The organism is Corynebacterium sp. HMSC069E04, from assembly GCF_001813175.1.
GTDB classification, from domain to species: domain Bacteria; phylum Actinomycetota; class Actinomycetes; order Mycobacteriales; family Mycobacteriaceae; genus Corynebacterium; species Corynebacterium aurimucosum.
Map to the genome: position 1 here is coordinate 97,108 of NZ_KV811704.1, position 17,876 is coordinate 114,983.

Below are 17,876 nucleotides of genomic sequence, written 5' to 3' on the forward strand. Positions count from 1 at the left end.
ATCTGCGGGGGTAAAACTTTAGCTCGATCGAAAGGTTTCCTCAGTATGTCTTCCTCTCGCCTTCGCCGCGTAGTTGCTGCTTCCAGCTTGTCGGTTGCGGTTCTTGCCGGTGGTGTCGCAGCCCCCACGGCGGGCGCGGTAAGCACCACCATCAAGGATGAGAAGTGCACCATCACCTTGAGCGAGGAGGAAGCCAGCGACCTGAAGAATGCGGAGTCGAAGGCCAATGATGTCGACAGCAGCTTGCTAAAGAATGGCCTTAAGATTTCGCCCAAGGACGCGGAGAAGCGTGCTCGCGCCGTAGAGGACCAGTCGGAAGAGCTCTACCGTGCACTGGCAGGTTACGAGGCGGAGGTCGAGCTCGGTGATGAGAACGCGGTCAAGCGCGCCAAGAACAACATTGCGGTGGTAAAGGCCTTCCGTGGCATCGCGCCGGAGTACATCAAGGCGCTCAACGCCTGTGCGAAGAAGGAAGAGTTCAATAAGAGGGAGGCGAGCGGTGCCAACACTTCCTCCAATATCGATACCGGCGGCGCTATCATCCTCGGTGTTACCGGCGGCTTGGCCGTGATCCTGATGGTCCTCCGCGCGGCTGGCCCCTTCCTTAAGACCGTCCTGCCGCCGCAGCTGGCAGCAATGCTTCCGCTTTAAAACTAGGCCCCGTTAGGGCGCCTAAGGCCTTTCCTGCGCTAGGAGTAAGGCCCTTAGGCCTTAGGCCCAATCGACGTTGGTGCGCAGGGAAGCCAGCAGGTTGCGAACCGCATCACGGCGGCGTGCAGAAGCTGTCCCTTCCTCTATGCTGAGGTCCAACCCGCATTCGGGGTCCGCGGGTGGCCCGGCATGCGTGCAGCCACGCGGGCAATCCTCAATCGCTTCGGCAAGATCATCGAAGACCTCAATGACGTTTTCCGCATCAATGTGGGCTAGGCCGAAGGAGCGGATGCCTGGGGTATCAATGATCCACCCGCCATGCGGGGTGCTTCCTTCCGCCGGCAGTCGCAGCGCCACCGACTGCGTCGATGTATGGCGGCCTTTGCCCACGGCGGAGACTTCGCCGGTTTCGCGGTTGGCATCCGGGACGAGCCGGTTGACCAAGGTTGATTTACCCACACCGGAGTGGCCGATGAGGGCCGTGACATGTCCATCAATTGCGGCACAGACCTGCTCCAGTCCATCGTCCACGCCAGCTTCCACCACGGTGACATCCAAGTCCGCAAACTCTTGGGCGAACGGAGTGGGATCGGTGAGGTCGGTCTTCGTCAGACACAGGACCGGTTGGATATTGCCGGCGAAGGCCGCGATGAGGGCACGCTCCACGAATCCGGAGCGCGGCGGTGGATCCGCCACAGCACTCACGATCAGCAGGCGGTCCGCATTCGCCACCACGATTCGCTCATAAGCGTCTGTGTCATCCGCGGTGCGCCGAAGGACGGAAGTGCGCTCCTCTAGTTTCACGATGCGCGCGAGGGTGTCCTTCTTACCAGAAGTATCGCCCACGACGCCGACCCGATCACCGACCTCGACGGGCGTGCGGCCCATCTCGCGGGCGCGCATAGCGGTGACGACTGGGCCATCATTATCAAGGGCAACTCCCCAGCGCCCGCGGTCCTTGGTGATGACCATGCCGAACTTGGCATCCTTGTGCTTCGGACGGTCCTTCGTGCGGGGGCGCGACCCTTTGCCCGGCCGGATACGGACATCAGATTCGTCGTAGCTGCTCGCGCGCCTAGCCATGGATCATGGCCTCCCACATCTTGGCGAAGCCGGGCAGAGTCTTGGACGTGGTATCGATGTCCTCGACCTCGACACCGTCGACTGCCAGGCCAATGATGGCGCCAGCGGTGGCCATGCGGTGGTCGGCGTAGGAGTGCCACTGGCCGCCGTGGAGTGGGGCAGGGGTGATGCGGAGGCCGTCGTCAAGCTCAGTGACGTTGCCGCCCAAGCCGTTAATCTCTGTAGCGAGGGCCGCCAGACGGTCCGTCTCATGGCCGCGCAGGTGCGCGATGCCGGTCAGGGTTGACGGCGTTGAGGCCAGAGCACACAGCGCGGCTACGGTCGGGGTGAGCTCGCCGATATCTCCCATATCGAGATCGATGCCGCGCAGGCATGCTAGACCCTCCTGTGGGCCAGTGACCTGCAGGTAGGGATCTTGGCGAGGTGCCTGCGGGACGTACTCAACCTGTGCCCCCATGTGCTCCAGGATGTCGCGGAAAGCATCACCTGGTTGGGTCGTTTCCTCCGGCCAATTCAGAATGCTCACGCTGCCGCCGGCGACTGCCGCTGCAGCCAGGAAGGGCGTGGCGTTAGACAGATCTGGTTCGATGTACCACTCGCGGCCGTCAATCTTTCCAGGACGCACGACCCAATTATCCTCGCCCGCGAGCACATGCACGCCGGCCTCACGCAGCATACTAACGGTCATGAGAATATGTGGTTGGGAAGGGACGGTGCCGCCTTCGTGGCGCACGCTGATACCGTTGCGGTAGCGCGCCCCGGCCAGGAGCAAGCCGGAGACGAACTGGGAAGAAGCGGAGGCATCAATGGTGACTTCGGCGCCCTCCGGAATGCCATGGGGCGTGATGCTAAGTGGCAGGCTATCGCCTTCGATGTCGACGCCCAACTCACGCAAGGCCATGGTCATCGTGGACATGGGGCGCTTGCGGGCATAAGGGTCACCGTCGATGACAACGGGCCCATCGGCCAGCGCTGCCACCGGAGGCAAGAAGCGCATGATCGTGCCAGCCAGGCCACAATCGACGGTCGCGCCATGCAGCGTCCCCGGGCTCACGCGCAGGTGCGGTCCCCACTCGGAGATACCTACGCCCATGGCCTTCAAAGCTTCTTTCATCAGGTCAGTATCGCGGGAGACCAGCGGGTTGTAGATGATAGAAGGTGAGTCGGCCAACGCAGCGAGGATGAGGGCGCGGTTGGTCATCGACTTTGACCCGGGAACTTCCTGAGTCCAGGACAACGGGCCGGCGGGTTGGGGAGCACACCAGAAAGCAGACATGTAGTCCATAATAAAGGGCATGTGCGGAAGATTTGTTCTGTTCACCGAGTCCCTACTGGAGGAAGTCGGAGCGTGGGAATCCATTACGGAAGTTCATGCGCCGGAAGGCCTGCCGCCGGCACGCTATAACATTGCTCCAACCCAGCCCATCGCCATCGTGCGGGTTGCGGAGGAGACCGTCCGCGTGGAGCCAGCGCGCTGGGGGCTTATCCCGCACTGGAAGAAGGACCTCGACGGCCCGCCGCTGTTTAATGCCCGCGCGGAGACTGTGGCGCAGAAACCTTCCTTCCGGGATGCCTTCAAAGCACAGCGCTGCGTTATCCCGCTGGATGGTTACTACGAGTGGAAAGCCGGTGGGGATAAGAAGGCCAAGAAGCAGCCCTATTATGTGACCGGGCCCGATGGCCTGCTGTGGGCGGCTGGTTTGTGGGCCACGGGGTTGGAGAGGCTCTCGGCCACGATGGTGACCACGGATGCCACGGAGGAGATGGCGTGGCTGCACCACCGCTTGCCCAAGTTTCTAACTGCAGATGAAATCGCGCCCTGGCTGGCGGGGGAGGCGCTGCGGGAGCCGAGCTCTGTGCGCGGCTTTCAGGCACGCCCGGCCGACCCCGCAGTGGGCAACGTGCGCAACGACTACGCAGAGCTTATCGACGAACCACCGGCCACCACCTTGTTCTAGTGCGCGAGAGCTAGTCGGCGAGCACGTCGGCGAAGGAGAGCTCCAGCACGCGGGGGAGATCCTCCGGATTCATCTCAATGTCGAGGCCACGCTTGCCGCCGGAGAAAAAGATGGTGTCGAAGAGCAGCGCGGTCTCGTCAACGACAGTGGGCAGGACGTGTTTGTGCCCTAACGGGGAGATGCCGCCGGGGATGTAGCCGGAGGACTTGGAGGCGTCGGCAGGCGCGGCCATTGTGGCCTTGGACGCACCGAAAGCGGCGGCGGCCTTCTTGAGACTGAGCTGGTGTGTGACCGGAAGGACGCAGACGGCGAGTTGGCGTTTGGGGCCTTTGCCGGCGCTCAGATCAATGACGAGGGTTTTGAAGATACGCTCAGGAGTAACGTCGAGGGCCGCAGCGGCTGCCTCGCCGAAGTTTTCGCGACCGCCATCAAAGGTGGAGACGTGGTGGTCAATACCTGCCTCTTCGAGGAGTTTGAGAGCGGGGGTAGCGGCACGCGGGGTCTTCTTGGACATATAAACCACCCTAGTCCTGAGCGCTAGGATGGTCGGTATGGCCACAGAAACGACGAGCGAGACGCTTCAGAAACAGCGGTTGTTTGAGGAGCAAGCCTTGCCCTTGCTGGACCAGCTTTACGGCGGAGCGATGCGTCTGACGCGCAACCCGCAAGACGCGGAGGATTTGATCCAAGAGACCTACCTCAAGGCCTTCAGCAACTTCGATTCCTTCAAACAGGGGACGAACTTGAAGGCGTGGCTGTACCGCATCATGACGAATACCTACATCAACTCCTACCGGAAGGCCAAGCGCCGCCCAGTGGAATCCTCAGCGGATGAGCTTAGTGACTTTCAGCTGTATACCACGTCCGGACATGACTCCACGGGCCTGGAATCAGCGGAGGTCGAAGCGCTCAAGCAGATGCCGGATTCGGAGATTTCCGAGGCCATGAATGACCTGCCGGAGGATTACCGCATGGTGGTGTACTACTCGGATGTGGTGGGTTTGGCCTATAAGGAAATCGCGGAAGTGATGGGCACTCCGTTGGGGACGGTCATGAGCCGCCTTCACCGCGGAAGAAAATTGCTTCGTGCGGCGTTGAAGGACGTAGCACGAGACAAAGGCATTGGTCGCAACCACCCAGAGATGGAGGAGAAGTAATGGAACGCGCAACAGGACGCAATTGCGGTGCGTGTAACTCTCCCGAGGTTGAAGCGCTCTTTCGGGAGCTATTCGATGAATCAACGAGCTATGCGCGAGCACTGGAAATCCGCGAGCACCTCGCGCAGTGCGATGCCTGTCAGCAGCGCGTCGAGAGCGAGGAAGTAGTCCGCGCACTCGTGCGCAAATGCTGTGGGGGGCAGGTCGCACCGCAGTCACTGCGCCAGCGCATTAGCGTGCAGATTACGCGGACTGAGATTACCTGGGGATAGGGCCTCGAGCGCCTAAAACCGGCTCAGGATATGCAAAAGGGCTCGTTCCCTCCCTCGATTCGTGAGGGGAAGAAACGAGCCCTAAATTACTGACGTTATGCGCCAGGACGCTTGCCGTGGTTAGCGGGCTTCTTACGGCGATCCTTGCGCTTGCGGCCACGCTTGCTCATCGTATGCTCCTTCTGTTAAAGGGAAATGAACTTATTCAACTGTAGCGGCAGGGTATGCCGAGGTGTTAATCGGGGGTGCGCCTACTGTGGGTTTCTTAAGCGGAAACGCGGGCGCGAGCGCGGCTGCGGTTACGGCGCTTGATAGCGCGGCGCTCCTCCTCAGAGAGGCCGCCCCACACGCCGGCATCCTGGCCGGACTCGAGGGCCCACTTGAGGCAAGAGGAAGCGACCGGGCAGCGGTTGCAGACCAGCTTGGCCTTAGCGATCTGGGTGAGTGCAGGGCCGGAATTACCGACAGGGAAGAAGAGCTCCGGGTCTTCGTCGCGGCAAACAGCTTCGTGGCGCCAATCCATGATTGATATCTCCTAACAAATTTTTGACAGCAGTAGTTGAAAGCAGGCGCACCAAGGGCAGTTCACGGCAGTGAACTGTTCCGAGTGCTACGGGGTTTAAGTGAACTGGTCTGCGGTCAGTGGGGCCCTGTCTCGAGTTGGGGCCAGCGTCGCCGCCGCCATGGTTCACTTTTGGTTAACTTGGAGTTTTCTCCGAGTTAAGAACTGATTTAACAGCTCGTTGTTTTTGCTACCTGAGAATAATGACACGTTTACTCAAACTCCGCTAGGGATAGAGGCTAAAAAGTGTCCAAAGTCACTAAATAAATTCGGCCAATTCATATGATTGTTATGGGTTGGCTCCTGTAAGAACCCTGTCAGAAACGCTTCCACCTGCGGTGATGAGGGTAAGGTAGTGAGTGTGGTGACCTGGATCGCGTCAAATCCGGGTTCATCCCTCTGCCCCCGAAATTACGGATGGAGGAAGCCGAGGAACACCGCGGCGGAGGAGGATTAGGCTGAAGCATGTGGGTGCGCGCGGGTTATGGCGTGGAGTCGTCCTAAGTACAGGGCTGAGAAGTAAACTAAATCTCCGTGAATAAGAAGCAGAAACAGTCCTCGACCACGCCTGCCCAAACTGAGGGAGGCCGTCCCCCGGGAACGGTGGTAGCGGCTGCCGGCATCGCCGTGCTCCAGTCCATCGTGGTAATTATCTTCGGAATCTTCCTCATCGTCCGTGAGCTAACCGGTGCTGAGAACGACTCCATGGTGTCCGATTCTGGGGCGACGGGCTTCGTCGGCCTAGGGACGGCCATCTTCATTTTTATCGTCTTCGGCTTTGTCATCGTCGCCTCGTGGGCCTTTGTTAAGGGCAAGCGCTGGGGCCGCGGAGCTATCGTGCTCGTGGAGTTTATTTTGGGTGCCATCGCCTTCCAGATGTTCAGCGGAGGCTCAGCAGCGCTCGGCGCCGTGACGCTGGCCAGCGCAGCGTTGGTGCTCTACCTGCTCATGGTGCGCCCTGAGGCAGCGCAATGGGCTGAAAGCCACTTCTAGGCAAGCTGTTTCTTAAACAACTAAGAAGTTAAGAGGCAGTGAGCGCCACGGCGGTGTTTCCACGCTGCTCGATGATGACAGTGCCCGCAAGAGTCAGCGAAACTGGACCGTTATAGCCGTCACGGTCGACGGGAATGCTGTGCTCGGTCTTTCCGGTAGCCCAGTCCACCACGTCGATCCCTTCCTCCGTGGGCACCAGTAACCGCTTGCCGACGGCGATGCCGGTGCCAACTGCCTGCTCCAGAACATGGTCCACTTTGAGCTCGGTTGGGGTAAAGAGATAAAGACGTTCGCCGTCGAACCACGTCATGTGGTGGGGCAGATCAGCGACCGCAGGGGCGAAGGGGGAAGCGGAATTCGTGATGGCCTTTGATGGCTCCACGTCCGTGGAGGAGAGCGTTTCGCCCTCAAAGTTATAGGAGACGATACGTGGCGCATCGCCCGGCAGAAAGACCGCAGCGGCCTCCTGACCGTAGGCAATGAGACGCGCGCCTGGGTTATCAATCTCGATATCCTTGGAGATTTCAGGCGAACGCGCATCCTCTGGTGTGGCGTTGTGGATGCGCAACCACGTGGAGTCTGGAGAATCCGGACAGGATTCGGTGACGGCCATCGTTTCGGTGCGGGTCAGTGCTGAGGAGATGGCGCAGTCTTCGTGGGGCTGGAGGTTTGGTTCTTGCTTGGCTTCGACATCGCCATATTCAACAGTGCGCACCAGGTCAGAGCGCCATAGTTCTACGCGCTCGGCGGAAACGGTCCCCACGCGGTCATTCGACATAATGGGGACCACCTGCTCGGAATTACGGGCGCTGCGGGTATCTGAGTACTGGCCGGACACCGCATCGATGGCTACCACATCGCCGCAGCCATTTCCCGCGTCATAGGTGGCAACGACTTTGTTCCACGCCGTGCCGAGCGAACAGAGGTCGGCATCGCGGCGCTGGTAAGTCCAGACCGTATCGCCGGAGGTATCCGAAGCGCGGAGGGTATCGCCGTCATGGGTTATCAGCATCCCCTTCGTGGATATCGCGCGGGACTGTCCCGGCACCACAGTATTGGGGAGGCTGAAGGTTTCAGTGAGGGAGTTGGGGACGGTATCGAGAGTCTGAGTCTTGGCATCAGACGCGGCATCGACAGTGGGAGTGAGCTCCGATTTGTGGATCGGTGCCGTAATCACCGCGCCGCCAATAGCAATGGCACAGACCGCGCTGATCGCGCCCACTGCAAGCCAGTCTGCCTTGGTGGAACGCAAGATGGGAGCCTTCTTCGCAGAGCTTGGCTTCTTCGCGGACTCCGAGCCCTGCTCGGTGCTCATCGGCGTCCTCCTTGGCGGGGCTTGCGCGTGCGGGAACGGGTGCGGCGGGAGGCACGGGCAGATGCCGTGGAGGAACGTGGTGAGCCTCCACGCGGCGACTCCCCGCGTGAGTGAGAGCGCCGCGGTGCACCCAGCACTTTCGTGGGTGGGCCGACGGTGTCAGCAACCGTCTTTGGGATATCGAGGGCTTCCGCAAGCTCCGGGGAGGTGCTGAACCACTGCGGTGGCTCTGGCTGGCCCAAATCGAGCTCATCGTTGATGACTTGCCATTTGCCCAGCTCGTCGTAGCCGACGAGAGTGATGGCCGTGCCCGTGTGCCCCGCGCGACCAGTGCGTCCGATGCGGTGGACAAATGTCATCGGGTCATCGGGCACCTGGTAGTTGATGACGTGGGTGACATCGTCAATGTCGATGCCGCGAGCGGCGACGTCTGTGGCCACGAGAATCTCCACGGTGCCTTTCCGGAAGGCATCGAGCGAGCGTTCGCGTGCTTTTTGATCCAAATCGCCGTGGACCGCGCCCACGCGAAAGCCGCGCTGTGCCAGCTCGTCCGCGACGGCGGCGGCCGAGCGTTTCGTACGCGTGAAGATGATGGTGCGTCCGCGGCCTTCTGCCTGCAGGACCTTTCCCAAGACCGCGATCTTATCCATACGGTGTGCCTGGAAGGTGACCTTGCGCGTGGAGGCATGCGTCTGCTGGGCGTCACCAGACTCGGCGCGGATATGGACCGGCTTTTCCAGGAAGGTACGTGCCAAGGTCACGATGGGCCCAGGCATGGTGGCGGAAAAGAGCATGGTCTGGTGTGGGTTGCCGTGCAGGAGCGAGAGGATCTTCTCGATATCCGGCAAGAAGCCCAAGTCCAGCATCTCGTCGGCTTCATCCAGAACTAAAACGCTGACGTGGTCGAAAGAGAGATGCTTCTTCTGGCAGAGATCGAGCAGACGGCCTGGGGTGCCGACGACGACGTCCGCACCAGACTCAATCTCCTTGATCTGTTCTTCATAGGGGCGCCCGCCACACAGAGTGACCACTCTGAGCGGAAGGTTTGCGGCGGCGAGCTCCAGGTCCCCGCTGACCTGGATGGCCAGCTCGCGCGTCGGTGCAATGACCAGTGCGCGGGGAGTTCCGTCGAGTTCCGGGATGTCGGCGTCATCGAACACGCGATCCAGTAGCGGGACACCGAAGCCATAGGTCTTACCCATGCCGGTGCGCGCTTGGCCGATGAGGTCCTGGCCATTCAAAGCGATGGGCAGGGTGAGCTCCTGGATGGCAAAGGTGTGCGTAATCCCGTTGTCAGCGAGGGCATCGCAGATCTCTACAGCGACGCCGAGTTCGGCAAAGGTAGGGGATTCGCGGGATTCGCGGGATGATTTCGGGGCAAGCACACCTTGATAGTAGAGGACGTGGCTATAGTGGGGCCATTAGAGCGCCGGGGCGCAGTTCTCGCGGCACCGATTAAAGAACACGATTTAAGGGAGACACACCACATGGATATCAAGTTTGGTTTTGCCGATACCGCCCGTGAGCTGGTTATTCACGCGGAAGGTGAGCGCGAAGAACTGACCCAGACCATCAACAACGCCTTGGCAGACAACTCCACCCTCGAATTGAAGGACACCAAGGGCCGCTCCTACATCGTGCGCACTGAGCGAGTTGTTTACGTAGAGATCGGCACTGCGCGCGCACACACCGTCGGATTTGCGGGCTAAGTACGCGCGCGCTGGCTCAGCGGGTAGCCTAAATGGCCATGGAGAATCCCGCGGATTTTAAGCAGCACCCACAGCGCCTTTCAGCGGTGGAGCGCTTCGCGCGCGAGTACGGCTGGTGGCGCGTGGTGGCGATCCCCGTCATGGTCGTCATCACTGTGTGGGTGCTGGTTGATGTTTTCCGCTCCCCGTCCCAGGAGGCGGAGGTGACGGCGGCAGGGGAGACGTCGGCAAGCAGCACTGCCGCATCCGCCTCCTCGCGTAAGGGGCCGGACCCTGCCAATGCCAGCGCGGTGGCCGCCGCCAAGGATGGTTTGCCCGCCGGCGGTGACTTCACCGAGCAAGGTGAGGAAACCTACCGCGATGCAGGGCCGTCTACCATGCACGCGGGCAAGGGCGGCAAGCAAACCATCCGCTTTTCCGTTGAGATTGAAAACGGCATCGACACCTCCGCATATGGTGGGGACGGTGCTGTCGTTGCGCTTGTTGACGCCACTCTGGCCGACCCTCGCGGGTGGACGGCCAACGGTGACTTTGAATTCATCCACGTCAAAGCCGATGACAACCCTGATACGCACATCCGTCTGACGTCATTGGGAACCACGGCGAAGTTGTGCGGCGCGCAGTTGGAATCAGAAACCTCCTGTCACACGACCATTACGGGGGAATCCGCGGTCAACCTCAACGAGTCTCGGTGGGTGCGTGGCGCGACGCCCTTTGAAGGAGACTTGGGCAACTACCGTCAGTACCTGATCAACCATGAGTTTGGCCACGCTATCGGTTTTGCGGCCCATCAACCCTGCGGCGGTGACGGTAAACTCGCGCCGGTCATGATGCAGCAAACGCTGAGCTTGAACAACGCCAAGCTTTTTGAGAAGGAACCCAACGAGGTTTATCCGGACGAGGATGTCACGTGCGAGCCGAACCCGTGGCCCTACCCGAACCCGGCTAATTCTGATCACGCTAAGCCCGAGTAGGTCGCCCCAAACCTAAGGATTGTTTTCCCATGCCATTGCCACCTGAGCCCGTTCTTGCCGCTTTCAACGCCGAGTTTCACCCGCGCCGAACACAGGGTGAGCTTGTGGGCCCTGCGTGGGATAACGGGATCCGCGTGGGCGATATTGTCTTCGCCGAGGCTCGGCCGTGGACTGGCTGGTCCGCCAAGGTCCGCGAGAAGCTCAGCCTGCCGGGAGCACGTATTGCCCGGCCGGTGCTGACGGCGGATGGGCGCTACACTGCTGCCGGGTGGAAAGCCACGCAGTTCGTGGAGGGGCAGTTGCGCGGGCGAATCGATGAGACTGCGCAGATGGCACTGCGCCTTGATGAAGCGCTCGAGTTGGCGCCGTTGCCGACGGTGGACCGGCGCGATGATGTGTTCGCACGGGCAGAACGGGCAGCGTGGGAGGAGAGCGGCGAGGCCTATTCCGATGCTGAGCTTGCGCAGCTCCCACTTGTCACCGCCCACATGGACGTGCTGGGTACCACGGTTTTCTCTGGGGCGAACCCGCCAGCGCTGACCGATATCGTACCTTCCGCGGCACCGCGCCCGGTTGGCTGGTCCGCCGCGCTGGTCATAGTGGATGGCCTCATCGCAGGCGCAGTGGATGATGATATTTCTGCCCGCTTTGCGTCGGTTCCCGGCATACAGCAGCTGCTCTTGCGTGCAGTGGCGTATCGCCGTTACGTCAATAGCCTGCACCCGCGCTCCAAAGCAACCGTGCGTTCGAATATTGAAAGGGTCGAAGAGGCCCTCGTGTCCGCAGCATCTGACACACTATAGGGCGTGAAGTACAGCAGCGAATCCCCCATACGTACCGGCGTCACGCTTCCTCCCTCGCCGGAAGTCCGCCTCATTCCCCGAAGCCGCCGCGCCACGTCGCGCGAGTGGGATGTTCCTTTGCCACAGCAAGGTACCTGGCGGGTGCTGGGTGCGGCAGGGTCAGGGGTGTCGAGCCTGCTGATCGACGTTGTCTTGGCCCAACTCAATGCTGGAGCCGATGCCTCCGGCATCCTCGTCGTCGCCCCATCCAAGGAATCCGGCTCGTTGCTGCGCCGGGAGTTAGCAGAAAACCTCGATGACTACGCCGCACAGACTTCGATGGTGCGCTCGGTGCACTCATTGGCTTTTGCGCTTCTGCGCCACAGTAGCGAGGAGGAGCTGCGTCTCATCACTGGTGCGGAACAGGATGCAGTGATCCGTGAGCTGCTGCAGGGCCATGCGGCCGATCGCCGGGGCGCGTGGCCAGAGGAGATGCGCCCGGCCCTGGAGTATGTGGGCTTTGCGCGCCAATTGCGTGATTTGTTGCTGCGTGCCATCGAACGGGGGCTGGGACCGACGGACTTGGAGGAGCTGGGACAACGCTACGGCCGGCCCATGTGGGTGGCTGCCGGAGACTTCCTGCGCGAGTACGAGCGCACTCAAGCGCTGGCGGGTTCGCATTCCTATTCCGCTGCGGAGCTGGTCAGCCAAGTGCTTTTGCGCCCAGAGCTGTTGCGCGAGCACCCGTGGCACACCATCGTGGTCGATGACGCGCAGTTGCTGGACCCGACCTCCGGCCAGCTGATCGCGGAGCTGGCGAAAACTGCACGCCTCACCGTGATCGGCGGTGACCCCGACCAAGCGGTTTTCGCCTTCCGTGGTGCTAATTCGGAATTCCTCACCACCTGGAAAGCAGAGAACGAACTTCGCCTGAGTTCTACGTACCGCAGGCCGTCCCCGGCGTGCGTGAGCGTCGTGGATTCCCGCGGCACCTTGCGTGATGTCCTGGCCAATACGGTTCGCCGCCGGCACTTAGAAGACGGCGTGGACTGGCGTGATATCGCAGTGATCGTGCGCTCTACCGGGGATATTGGATCTGCCCGTCGCACGCTGCTTTCTGCTGGCGTGCCGGTGCACATCAACCCCACGGACGTGGTGCTCGCTGAGCAGCGCTTGGTCAAAGCAGTACTTCTGGCTTTGCGTGCTCTGGAAAATGAGCTTGAGCCCGTGGAGCTCGAGGACCTGATTACAGGTCCCGTGGGCGGCGCTGATCCGGTGACTCTGCGGAGGCTCATCCGCGGCCTGCGCCGTTGGAAGCCGGAGCAGCGCGGAATGAATACACTGCGGGAGTTGCTGGACGGTGAGTTGCCGGACTTCAATAACCTCCTCACCGAGCGCGAGGAAGCGATTTTGGCGCGTATTCGCGGGGTGCTGTCTGCCGGGCGCGTGGCCTTGCAGCAAGGCGCTGCCGTTGAGGAAGTCCTGTGGGAAGTGTGGCAAGCCACCGGTTTGGATACGCGCCTGCAGGCAGCAGCCCTGCGCGGCGGTGCCGCGGGTTCGCAGGCGGACCGTGACTTGGACGCGATGATGGCCTTGTTCGACGCCGCCGGCGATTACGCCGAGCGTCGTCCGGCGGCGTCGTTGGAGTCCTTCATTCTGCACATCACGGAGCAAGAACTGCCCACCGGCGTGCGGGATCGCCGCTCGGCCTTGCCCAATGCAGTAGAAATCCTCACCGCGCACGGCGCAGTGGGGCGCGAGTGGGACACCGTCATCGTGGCGGGCGTTCAGGAAGGAACATGGCCCTCGGTAGGGGAGACCGGCTCTCTTTTTGGGCAAGAAGATCTCATCGATGTGCTGGATCGCGGCATCACTCCCGGCACCCCAGTCAGCCACGTGTCGGGGCGCTTGGCGGAGGAGCGCCGTCTCTTCCACGTGGCCACTACCCGTCACCGGCAACGGCTGCTCATCGTGGCGGTGGACTCACCGGAGAGCGATGTCGTGGAAGAACCCTCGCGTTTCATCGACGAGTTCCTTTCCGCTCGCGGCGTTGATGTTCCCGGCGCACAAGCGCGCCGGGAGGCGGGCAAGCGCCTCGCACGCCAGGCCTGGCCACGTGAGTTGGGCCTCGAGGTGCCGGAGCCGAATCCGGTGACGCTGCCCAGTGCTGCTAGTGGGGAGGAAGAGCTCGATCCTCTCGATGTCTCCGTACTCTCGGTGCCCGCGTTTGTGGCGCAACTGCGCCGTTGTGCAACTGATCCGGAGACCAATGAGGCGGAACGTTCCCAGGCGGTCCGGCAGTTGGCCCGTTTGGCGGAGGCTGGGGTCCCTGGGGCGCATCCGGATCAGTGGTGGGCCGCGCGCGGCGTGGCTTCGGAATTGCCGCTGCGTGGTTCGAGCACGGTGTCGCCATCCCGGGTCGATGCCTTGCTCACGTGTCCGCTCAACGCGGTGCTCGGGCAGCTCGTGGAGGATGATTCTGCGAACATCAACCTGCTACGTGGTAATTTGGCGCATGCTTTTTTGGAAGCGCTGGGGCGCGGTGCTGCCGCCGAGCCTGCGAAGCGGCTTGTGCTCGATGCCTTCGATGCGCTTGTGGAGGGGCCAGCGTGGCATCGCGAGGCTGAGCATGCGGACTTCGAGCGCCTTATCGACCGCACTCATAGTTGGGTGCTCTCGAGCGCGACATCACTTGAACCCGTTGGTGTTGAGGTTCCCGTCAGCGTGGACATCGGCTCCGATGTCACCATTCGCGGGTTCATTGACCGGTTGGCGAAGGCCGGGGAAGACTATGTCGTGGTGGATCTCAAGACGGGGACAAAAGTCCCGTCGGCGGCCCGCGCCCAAGACAATACCCAGCTCATGACATATCAGTTGGCGCTAGCACACGGCGCGCTTGTTACAGCACCCGCGGAACCTGGCGGCGAGTCGCAGGCTGTGTCTATCCGGACCGGTGATGGCCTGCCGCGTGGCGGAGGTGTTCTGGTGTATCCGCGCTCCAGTACTGCCGCCGTGTCCACCCGGGAGCAAGCCACCAAGCCTCCTGAAGAGCTCGAAGAATTTGCGCAGTCGCTGCCCGCACTCGTGGCTGAGCTGCGTGGTCCGGACCTGACCGCACGTGAAAACGCTGATTGTGATCGCTGCCCGATCCGCTCTATCTGCCCTGTGATGAATGAAGGAGGTCTGGTGACCGATGCCTAAGAATCCCGCTCAACACTTCAGCCCTGAGGAGCTGGCTGCCGCGCTGGGCAAGCCCTTTCCGCCCACCCCGGAACAGGCCGCCGTTATTGATGGCCCGCTTGGACCGAAGCTCGTCGTGGCCGGCGCAGGCGCTGGTAAGACGGAGACGATGGCCTCGCGTGTTGTATCGCTCGTGGCCAATGGGCTCGTGCGGCCTGAGCAAGTCCTTGGCCTAACCTTTACCCGCAAGGCAGCCCAGCAACTAGAGCAGCGCATCCGCCGCCAGCTGCTAACCCTGCGTTCCTCTGGAATCCTTGCCCCGGGCAGCCCAGCGGCAGAAGCAGTGGAAAATATCGCGCCAAACGTGTCCACCTATGACTCTTATGCGGGCGATCTTGTCCGCGAGTACGGCCTGCTCATGCCGGTCGAGCCGAATGCCCGCATCATCACCGAGGCGGAACGCTATGCCATCGCCCACGAGGTGGTCAGCAATTACTCGGGTTCGCTCAGCACAGATAATGCGGTGGCCACGGTCACCGCTATCTTGCTCAAGCTCGCGGAAACGATGGACGGAGAGCTTAAGAATCCGCAGGATCTCTATGAGCACGAGGACATCTTCCGCAAGACCGCTGAGGACCTAGAAAAGAGCAAGAGGACCAAAGGCGAGTTCGGCAAGGACTTGCAGAAATACCTGGATACCCAACGCCTGCGCCTGGAGTACCTGCCCTTGGTGGAAGCTCTCAAGAAGGAACAAGCGGAGCGCGGGGTCATCACTTTCGGTGAGCAGATGTCCATCGCCGCCACGCTGGCCAAGAACTTCCCGCTCTTAGGCGAGCAACAAAGCGCGCGCTACCGCGTCATCATGCTGGATGAGTACCAAGACACCTCCCATGCGCAGCGCATCTTGCTGCGCTCGCTCTTCGGTGGCGAGCGTGAGGGTCTATCAGTTACTGCGGTGGGTGACCCCATGCAGTCCATCTATGGCTGGCGTGGCGCGACGGCGGAAAACCTGGAAGCTTTTGTCACGGACTTTCCGCAGCCGGACGGCACCCCGGCCCCGAAGGATCAACTCACCACCTCCTGGCGTAATCCCTCGACGGTACTCAGCTTGGCTAATGACGTGGCGTCGAAGCTCTTCTCCTCAAGCCCCGGCGAGCGCCCAGTAGATGAGCTGTCGCCCAAGCCCACCGCGCCGGCCGGCAAGGTAGAGCTGGGCTATTTCGCTTCTGAGGACGAGGAGCGCGCTTTCATCGCTGAGCATCTCCGCCAGCTTTATGAGTCCACGCCGGAAGGCGAGGATTTCAATGCCGCCGTACTCGTGCGCACCAATAAGCAATCGCCGTTGATCGCCGCTGCCTTGGATGAGGTCGGTGTGCCCAACGAGATCTTCGGCCTCGGTGGACTTCTCTGGCAGCCGGAGATCCAAGATCTTGTGGCGGTAGCCACGCTTTTGGTGCGTCCACAAGACACCGCCGCGGCGCTGCGTGTGCTGACCGGACCGATGTGCGGTCTGGGCATCGCCGATATCCAGGTGCTGCATTCGCGTCAGCGTAATCTCGCCGGCGCCACCGAAGGCCGCACGCGGTGGGAAGGCGGTGATCCCCTGGCGCACCTAGCCGCCCAGGTTGAGGAGATTACCGCGGAGGGGCCGGACCAGGTGCTGGGGCTTGCCGACGCCCTCGCAGACCTCGGCGAACGCGATCGCTACAGCACCGAAGGCTTGGAGCGCATGGAGGAGGTCTCCTCTAAGCTGCGCTACCTCCGTACCTATTCTTTGGGCAAGACTCTCAACGACATCGTGGCCGATATTGAGCTTCTCTTCGGCTTGCGCACCGAAGTCCTCGCCTCAGGCAAGCCGGGCGGGGCAACGCACCTCGACGCCTTCGCCGACTTTGTCGCGGGCTTCCACGGTGATGGCTTGGCTGGCCTTTTGGACTATCTTGAGTTGGCTAAGGAGAAGGAAGACGGGCTCGAGCTGGGAGAGGTCCCGCTTGTGCGCAACCGCGTGCAGATCATGACGGTGCACAAGGCCAAGGGCTTGGAATGGGAACACGTCTGCGTGGCGCATGCGGATTCCTCGAGCTACAAGGCGCAGGCGGAGACCTTCCTGACCAAGATCGAAAAGGCCCCAGGTGACGAGGACGTCATCGATGTGCCCGAGGATGCGGTGACGCGCTCTGACTTTGATAAGGCGTGCACGGCTTTCAAAGAACAGAACCGCGAGTTCCAAGCAGAGGAAGCGGCGCGTCTTTTCTACGTGGCCATGACCCGCACCGAGTCCACGCTGACGGTGACTGGTTCCGGCACGAATAGACTCAAGGGAAAGAGCAAGAAGGGCCCCTATTCCTACCTGCAGTTATTAGCGGATAAGCATCCGGAGCTGATTGTCCATTGGGATATCCCCGACATCCCTGTGGAAGAGGAGGAAGGAGGTGCAGTTGAGGCCTCTTTCCCTTCTTTGAACCCGCAGTCGGAAGCGCTGCAGGCAGCAGAGGCGGTACGCGCGGCAATGGAGAACCTCCCTCCGCTGCGCGATGGCGAAGTCTTCGGTCTCTGGGAACAAGAGGCGAGCGCGCTCATTGAAGAGCACAAAGCGCTGCAGGCCCCGGTGGTCGATGTAGAACTACCCGGCGAGCTGACGGCCTCTGACATGGTGGCCATGTCGGCAGACCCCACCCAATTCGCACGCCGCCAGCGCCGCCCCATCCCCTTCAAACCTAATTCCTACGCCAAGCGCGGCACTGCTTTCCACGCGTGGCTGGAGGATCGTTTCGGCGCGCCTGCCTTGCTGGGGGAGGATGAGCTGCCCGGTTTTCACGATGAACCGGACCACGACTTGGAGTCCCTCAAGGAGTCCTTCCTAGCCTCGGAGTGGGCACAGCGCACGCCGGCTTTCGTAGAGGCCCCTTTCGAGATCACCATTGGGGATTCCGTCGTCCGCGGCCGCATGGATGCGGTATTCCAACAGCCGGATGGCTCGTGGCTCATCGTGGACTGGAAGACTGGCCGCCGCCCCCAGGGTGCTGCTCTGTACTCGGCGCAGATTCAGCTCGCCGTCTATGCGGAGGCATGGCGGCGCATCCATGGCGTGGAGACTGTCCGCGCGGCTTTCTACTACGTGCATGAGAACTATCTTTTGGAGCCGGAGGACTTGCCCACCGGGCCACGGTTGGCTGAGCTTTTAAGCTCTGCAGTTTCCACGTCACCAGGGTTGAGTCTAAGGTAGTCTCACGAGGAAAT

17 protein-coding genes are annotated in these 17,876 nt (G+C 61.5%); 10 read left to right on the forward strand and 7 right to left on the reverse strand.

Features of this window, described 5'->3' with window-relative positions; translation table 11 throughout:
- Positions 1 to 45: 45 nt before the first annotated feature.
- Positions 46 to 651 carry a hypothetical protein gene (locus HMPREF2896_RS11875; protein WP_070719617.1) on the forward strand — a complete coding sequence of 202 codons (606 nt, stop codon included), beginning with the start codon at positions 46 to 48 and terminating at the stop codon, positions 649 to 651.
- A gap of 60 nt (positions 652 to 711) precedes the next feature.
- Here HMPREF2896_RS11875 and rsgA read toward each other — a convergent pair whose 3' ends face one another.
- Positions 712 to 1,734 (reverse strand): ribosome small subunit-dependent GTPase A, encoded by a 1,023-nt coding sequence (rsgA, locus tag HMPREF2896_RS11880; protein ID WP_070719618.1) that lies wholly within the window; start codon positions 1,732 to 1,734, stop codon positions 712 to 714.
- Complete coding sequence (gene aroA, locus HMPREF2896_RS11885; RefSeq protein ID WP_070719619.1) at positions 1,727 to 3,031, reverse strand: 3-phosphoshikimate 1-carboxyvinyltransferase; 1,305 nt, start codon at positions 3,029 to 3,031, stop codon at positions 1,727 to 1,729. The genes rsgA and aroA overlap by 8 nt, the downstream gene beginning before the upstream one ends.
- Between aroA and HMPREF2896_RS11890 the strand changes: the two genes are divergently transcribed.
- Positions 3,030 to 3,692, forward strand: coding sequence for an SOS response-associated peptidase (locus HMPREF2896_RS11890; protein WP_070719620.1), 663 nt, complete (start codon positions 3,030 to 3,032; stop codon positions 3,690 to 3,692). The genes aroA and HMPREF2896_RS11890 overlap by 2 nt on opposite strands.
- Before the next feature lie 10 nt (positions 3,693 to 3,702).
- Here the strand turns inward: HMPREF2896_RS11890 and ybaK are convergent, their stop codons facing one another.
- Positions 3,703 to 4,206, reverse strand: coding sequence for a Cys-tRNA(Pro) deacylase (gene ybaK, locus HMPREF2896_RS11895; RefSeq protein WP_070719621.1), 504 nt, complete (start codon positions 4,204 to 4,206; stop codon positions 3,703 to 3,705).
- 37 nt (positions 4,207 to 4,243) lie between these two features.
- Here ybaK and HMPREF2896_RS11900 point away from each other — a divergent pair, with 37 nt between their 5' ends.
- Both HMPREF2896_RS11900 and rsrA read left to right on the forward strand, forming a co-directional pair.
- Positions 4,244 to 4,849, forward strand: coding sequence for a sigma-70 family RNA polymerase sigma factor (locus HMPREF2896_RS11900; protein ID WP_070446138.1), 606 nt, complete (start codon positions 4,244 to 4,246; stop codon positions 4,847 to 4,849).
- A complete protein-coding gene (rsrA, locus tag HMPREF2896_RS11905; RefSeq protein ID WP_070711157.1) occupies positions 4,849 to 5,121 on the forward strand; it encodes a mycothiol system anti-sigma-R factor in 273 nt (90 codons plus the stop codon). Before HMPREF2896_RS11900 ends, rsrA begins: the two co-directional genes overlap by 1 nt.
- 95 nt (positions 5,122 to 5,216) lie before the next feature.
- Here the strand turns inward: rsrA and HMPREF2896_RS13215 are convergent, their stop codons facing one another.
- Positions 5,217 to 5,291, reverse strand: a complete 75-nt coding sequence (locus HMPREF2896_RS13215) for a 50S ribosomal protein bL37 (protein ID WP_371325741.1) — start codon at positions 5,289 to 5,291, stop codon at positions 5,217 to 5,219.
- 95 nt (positions 5,292 to 5,386) lie between these two features.
- Positions 5,387 to 5,644 carry a WhiB family transcriptional regulator gene (locus HMPREF2896_RS11910; protein WP_042529827.1) on the reverse strand — a complete coding sequence of 86 codons (258 nt, stop codon included), beginning with the start codon at positions 5,642 to 5,644 and terminating at the stop codon, positions 5,387 to 5,389.
- A gap of 573 nt (positions 5,645 to 6,217) precedes the next feature.
- On the opposite strand from HMPREF2896_RS11910, the gene HMPREF2896_RS11915 reads away from it, so the two are divergent.
- Positions 6,218 to 6,676 (forward strand): hypothetical protein, encoded by a 459-nt coding sequence (locus HMPREF2896_RS11915; protein WP_070446134.1) that lies wholly within the window; start codon positions 6,218 to 6,220, stop codon positions 6,674 to 6,676.
- Between the two features lie 28 nt (positions 6,677 to 6,704).
- Here the strand turns inward: HMPREF2896_RS11915 and HMPREF2896_RS11920 are convergent, their stop codons facing one another.
- Both HMPREF2896_RS11920 and HMPREF2896_RS11925 read right to left on the reverse strand, forming a co-directional pair.
- Positions 6,705 to 7,991, reverse strand: a complete 1,287-nt coding sequence (locus HMPREF2896_RS11920; RefSeq protein ID WP_070719622.1) for an Rv3212 family protein — start codon at positions 7,989 to 7,991, stop codon at positions 6,705 to 6,707.
- Positions 7,988 to 9,376 (reverse strand): DEAD/DEAH box helicase, encoded by a 1,389-nt coding sequence (locus HMPREF2896_RS11925; RefSeq protein ID WP_070719623.1) that lies wholly within the window; start codon positions 9,374 to 9,376, stop codon positions 7,988 to 7,990. Before HMPREF2896_RS11925 ends, HMPREF2896_RS11920 begins: the two co-directional genes overlap by 4 nt.
- Before the next feature lie 102 nt (positions 9,377 to 9,478).
- On the opposite strand from HMPREF2896_RS11925, the gene HMPREF2896_RS11930 reads away from it, so the two are divergent.
- From HMPREF2896_RS11930 to HMPREF2896_RS11950, 5 genes are read left to right on the forward strand one after another with little or no spacing between them, the layout of a single operon-like run.
- Positions 9,479 to 9,700 (forward strand): DUF3107 domain-containing protein, encoded by a 222-nt coding sequence (locus HMPREF2896_RS11930; protein WP_012714903.1) that lies wholly within the window; start codon positions 9,479 to 9,481, stop codon positions 9,698 to 9,700.
- Between the two features lie 32 nt (positions 9,701 to 9,732).
- Positions 9,733 to 10,674, forward strand: coding sequence for a DUF3152 domain-containing protein (locus HMPREF2896_RS11935; RefSeq protein WP_070719624.1), 942 nt, complete (start codon positions 9,733 to 9,735; stop codon positions 10,672 to 10,674).
- Positions 10,675 to 10,703: 29 nt separating this feature from the next.
- Positions 10,704 to 11,477, forward strand: coding sequence for a hypothetical protein (locus HMPREF2896_RS11940; RefSeq protein ID WP_070719625.1), 774 nt, complete (start codon positions 10,704 to 10,706; stop codon positions 11,475 to 11,477).
- A gap of 3 nt (positions 11,478 to 11,480) precedes the next feature.
- Positions 11,481 to 14,657 carry a PD-(D/E)XK nuclease family protein gene (locus HMPREF2896_RS11945; protein ID WP_371325893.1) on the forward strand — a complete coding sequence of 1,059 codons (3,177 nt, stop codon included), beginning with the start codon at positions 11,481 to 11,483 and terminating at the stop codon, positions 14,655 to 14,657.
- Positions 14,650 to 17,862 carry an ATP-dependent helicase gene (locus HMPREF2896_RS11950; RefSeq protein WP_070719627.1) on the forward strand — a complete coding sequence of 1,071 codons (3,213 nt, stop codon included), beginning with the start codon at positions 14,650 to 14,652 and terminating at the stop codon, positions 17,860 to 17,862. Before HMPREF2896_RS11945 ends, HMPREF2896_RS11950 begins: the two co-directional genes overlap by 8 nt.
- Positions 17,863 to 17,876: the final 14 nt, after the last annotated feature.

Bases quoted from the DNA above. Each gene is read 5' to 3' on its own strand.
- HMPREF2896_RS11890 (WP_070719620.1), top strand. From the start codon at position 3,030: ATGTGCGGAAGATTTGTTCTGTTCACCGAGTCCCTACTGGAGGAAGTC.
- HMPREF2896_RS11910 (WP_042529827.1), bottom strand. From the start codon at position 5,644: ATGGATTGGCGCCACGAAGCTGTTTGCCGCGACGAAGACCCGGAGCTC.
- ybaK (WP_070719621.1), bottom strand. From the start codon at position 4,206: ATGTCCAAGAAGACCCCGCGTGCCGCTACCCCCGCTCTCAAACTCCTC.
- aroA (WP_070719619.1), bottom strand. From the start codon at position 3,031: ATGCCCTTTATTATGGACTACATGTCTGCTTTCTGGTGTGCTCCCCAA.
- HMPREF2896_RS11900 (WP_070446138.1), top strand. From the start codon at position 4,244: ATGGCCACAGAAACGACGAGCGAGACGCTTCAGAAACAGCGGTTGTTT.
- HMPREF2896_RS11920 (WP_070719622.1), bottom strand. From the start codon at position 7,991: ATGAGCACCGAGCAGGGCTCGGAGTCCGCGAAGAAGCCAAGCTCTGCG.
- HMPREF2896_RS11930 (WP_012714903.1), top strand. From the start codon at position 9,479: ATGGATATCAAGTTTGGTTTTGCCGATACCGCCCGTGAGCTGGTTATT.
- rsgA (WP_070719618.1), bottom strand. From the start codon at position 1,734: ATGGCTAGGCGCGCGAGCAGCTACGACGAATCTGATGTCCGTATCCGG.
- HMPREF2896_RS11875 (WP_070719617.1), top strand. From the start codon at position 46: ATGTCTTCCTCTCGCCTTCGCCGCGTAGTTGCTGCTTCCAGCTTGTCG.
- HMPREF2896_RS11935 (WP_070719624.1), top strand. From the start codon at position 9,733: ATGGCCATGGAGAATCCCGCGGATTTTAAGCAGCACCCACAGCGCCTT.
- rsrA (WP_070711157.1), top strand. From the start codon at position 4,849: ATGGAACGCGCAACAGGACGCAATTGCGGTGCGTGTAACTCTCCCGAG.
- HMPREF2896_RS11950 (WP_070719627.1), top strand. From the start codon at position 14,650: ATGCCTAAGAATCCCGCTCAACACTTCAGCCCTGAGGAGCTGGCTGCC.
- HMPREF2896_RS11940 (WP_070719625.1), top strand. From the start codon at position 10,704: ATGCCATTGCCACCTGAGCCCGTTCTTGCCGCTTTCAACGCCGAGTTT.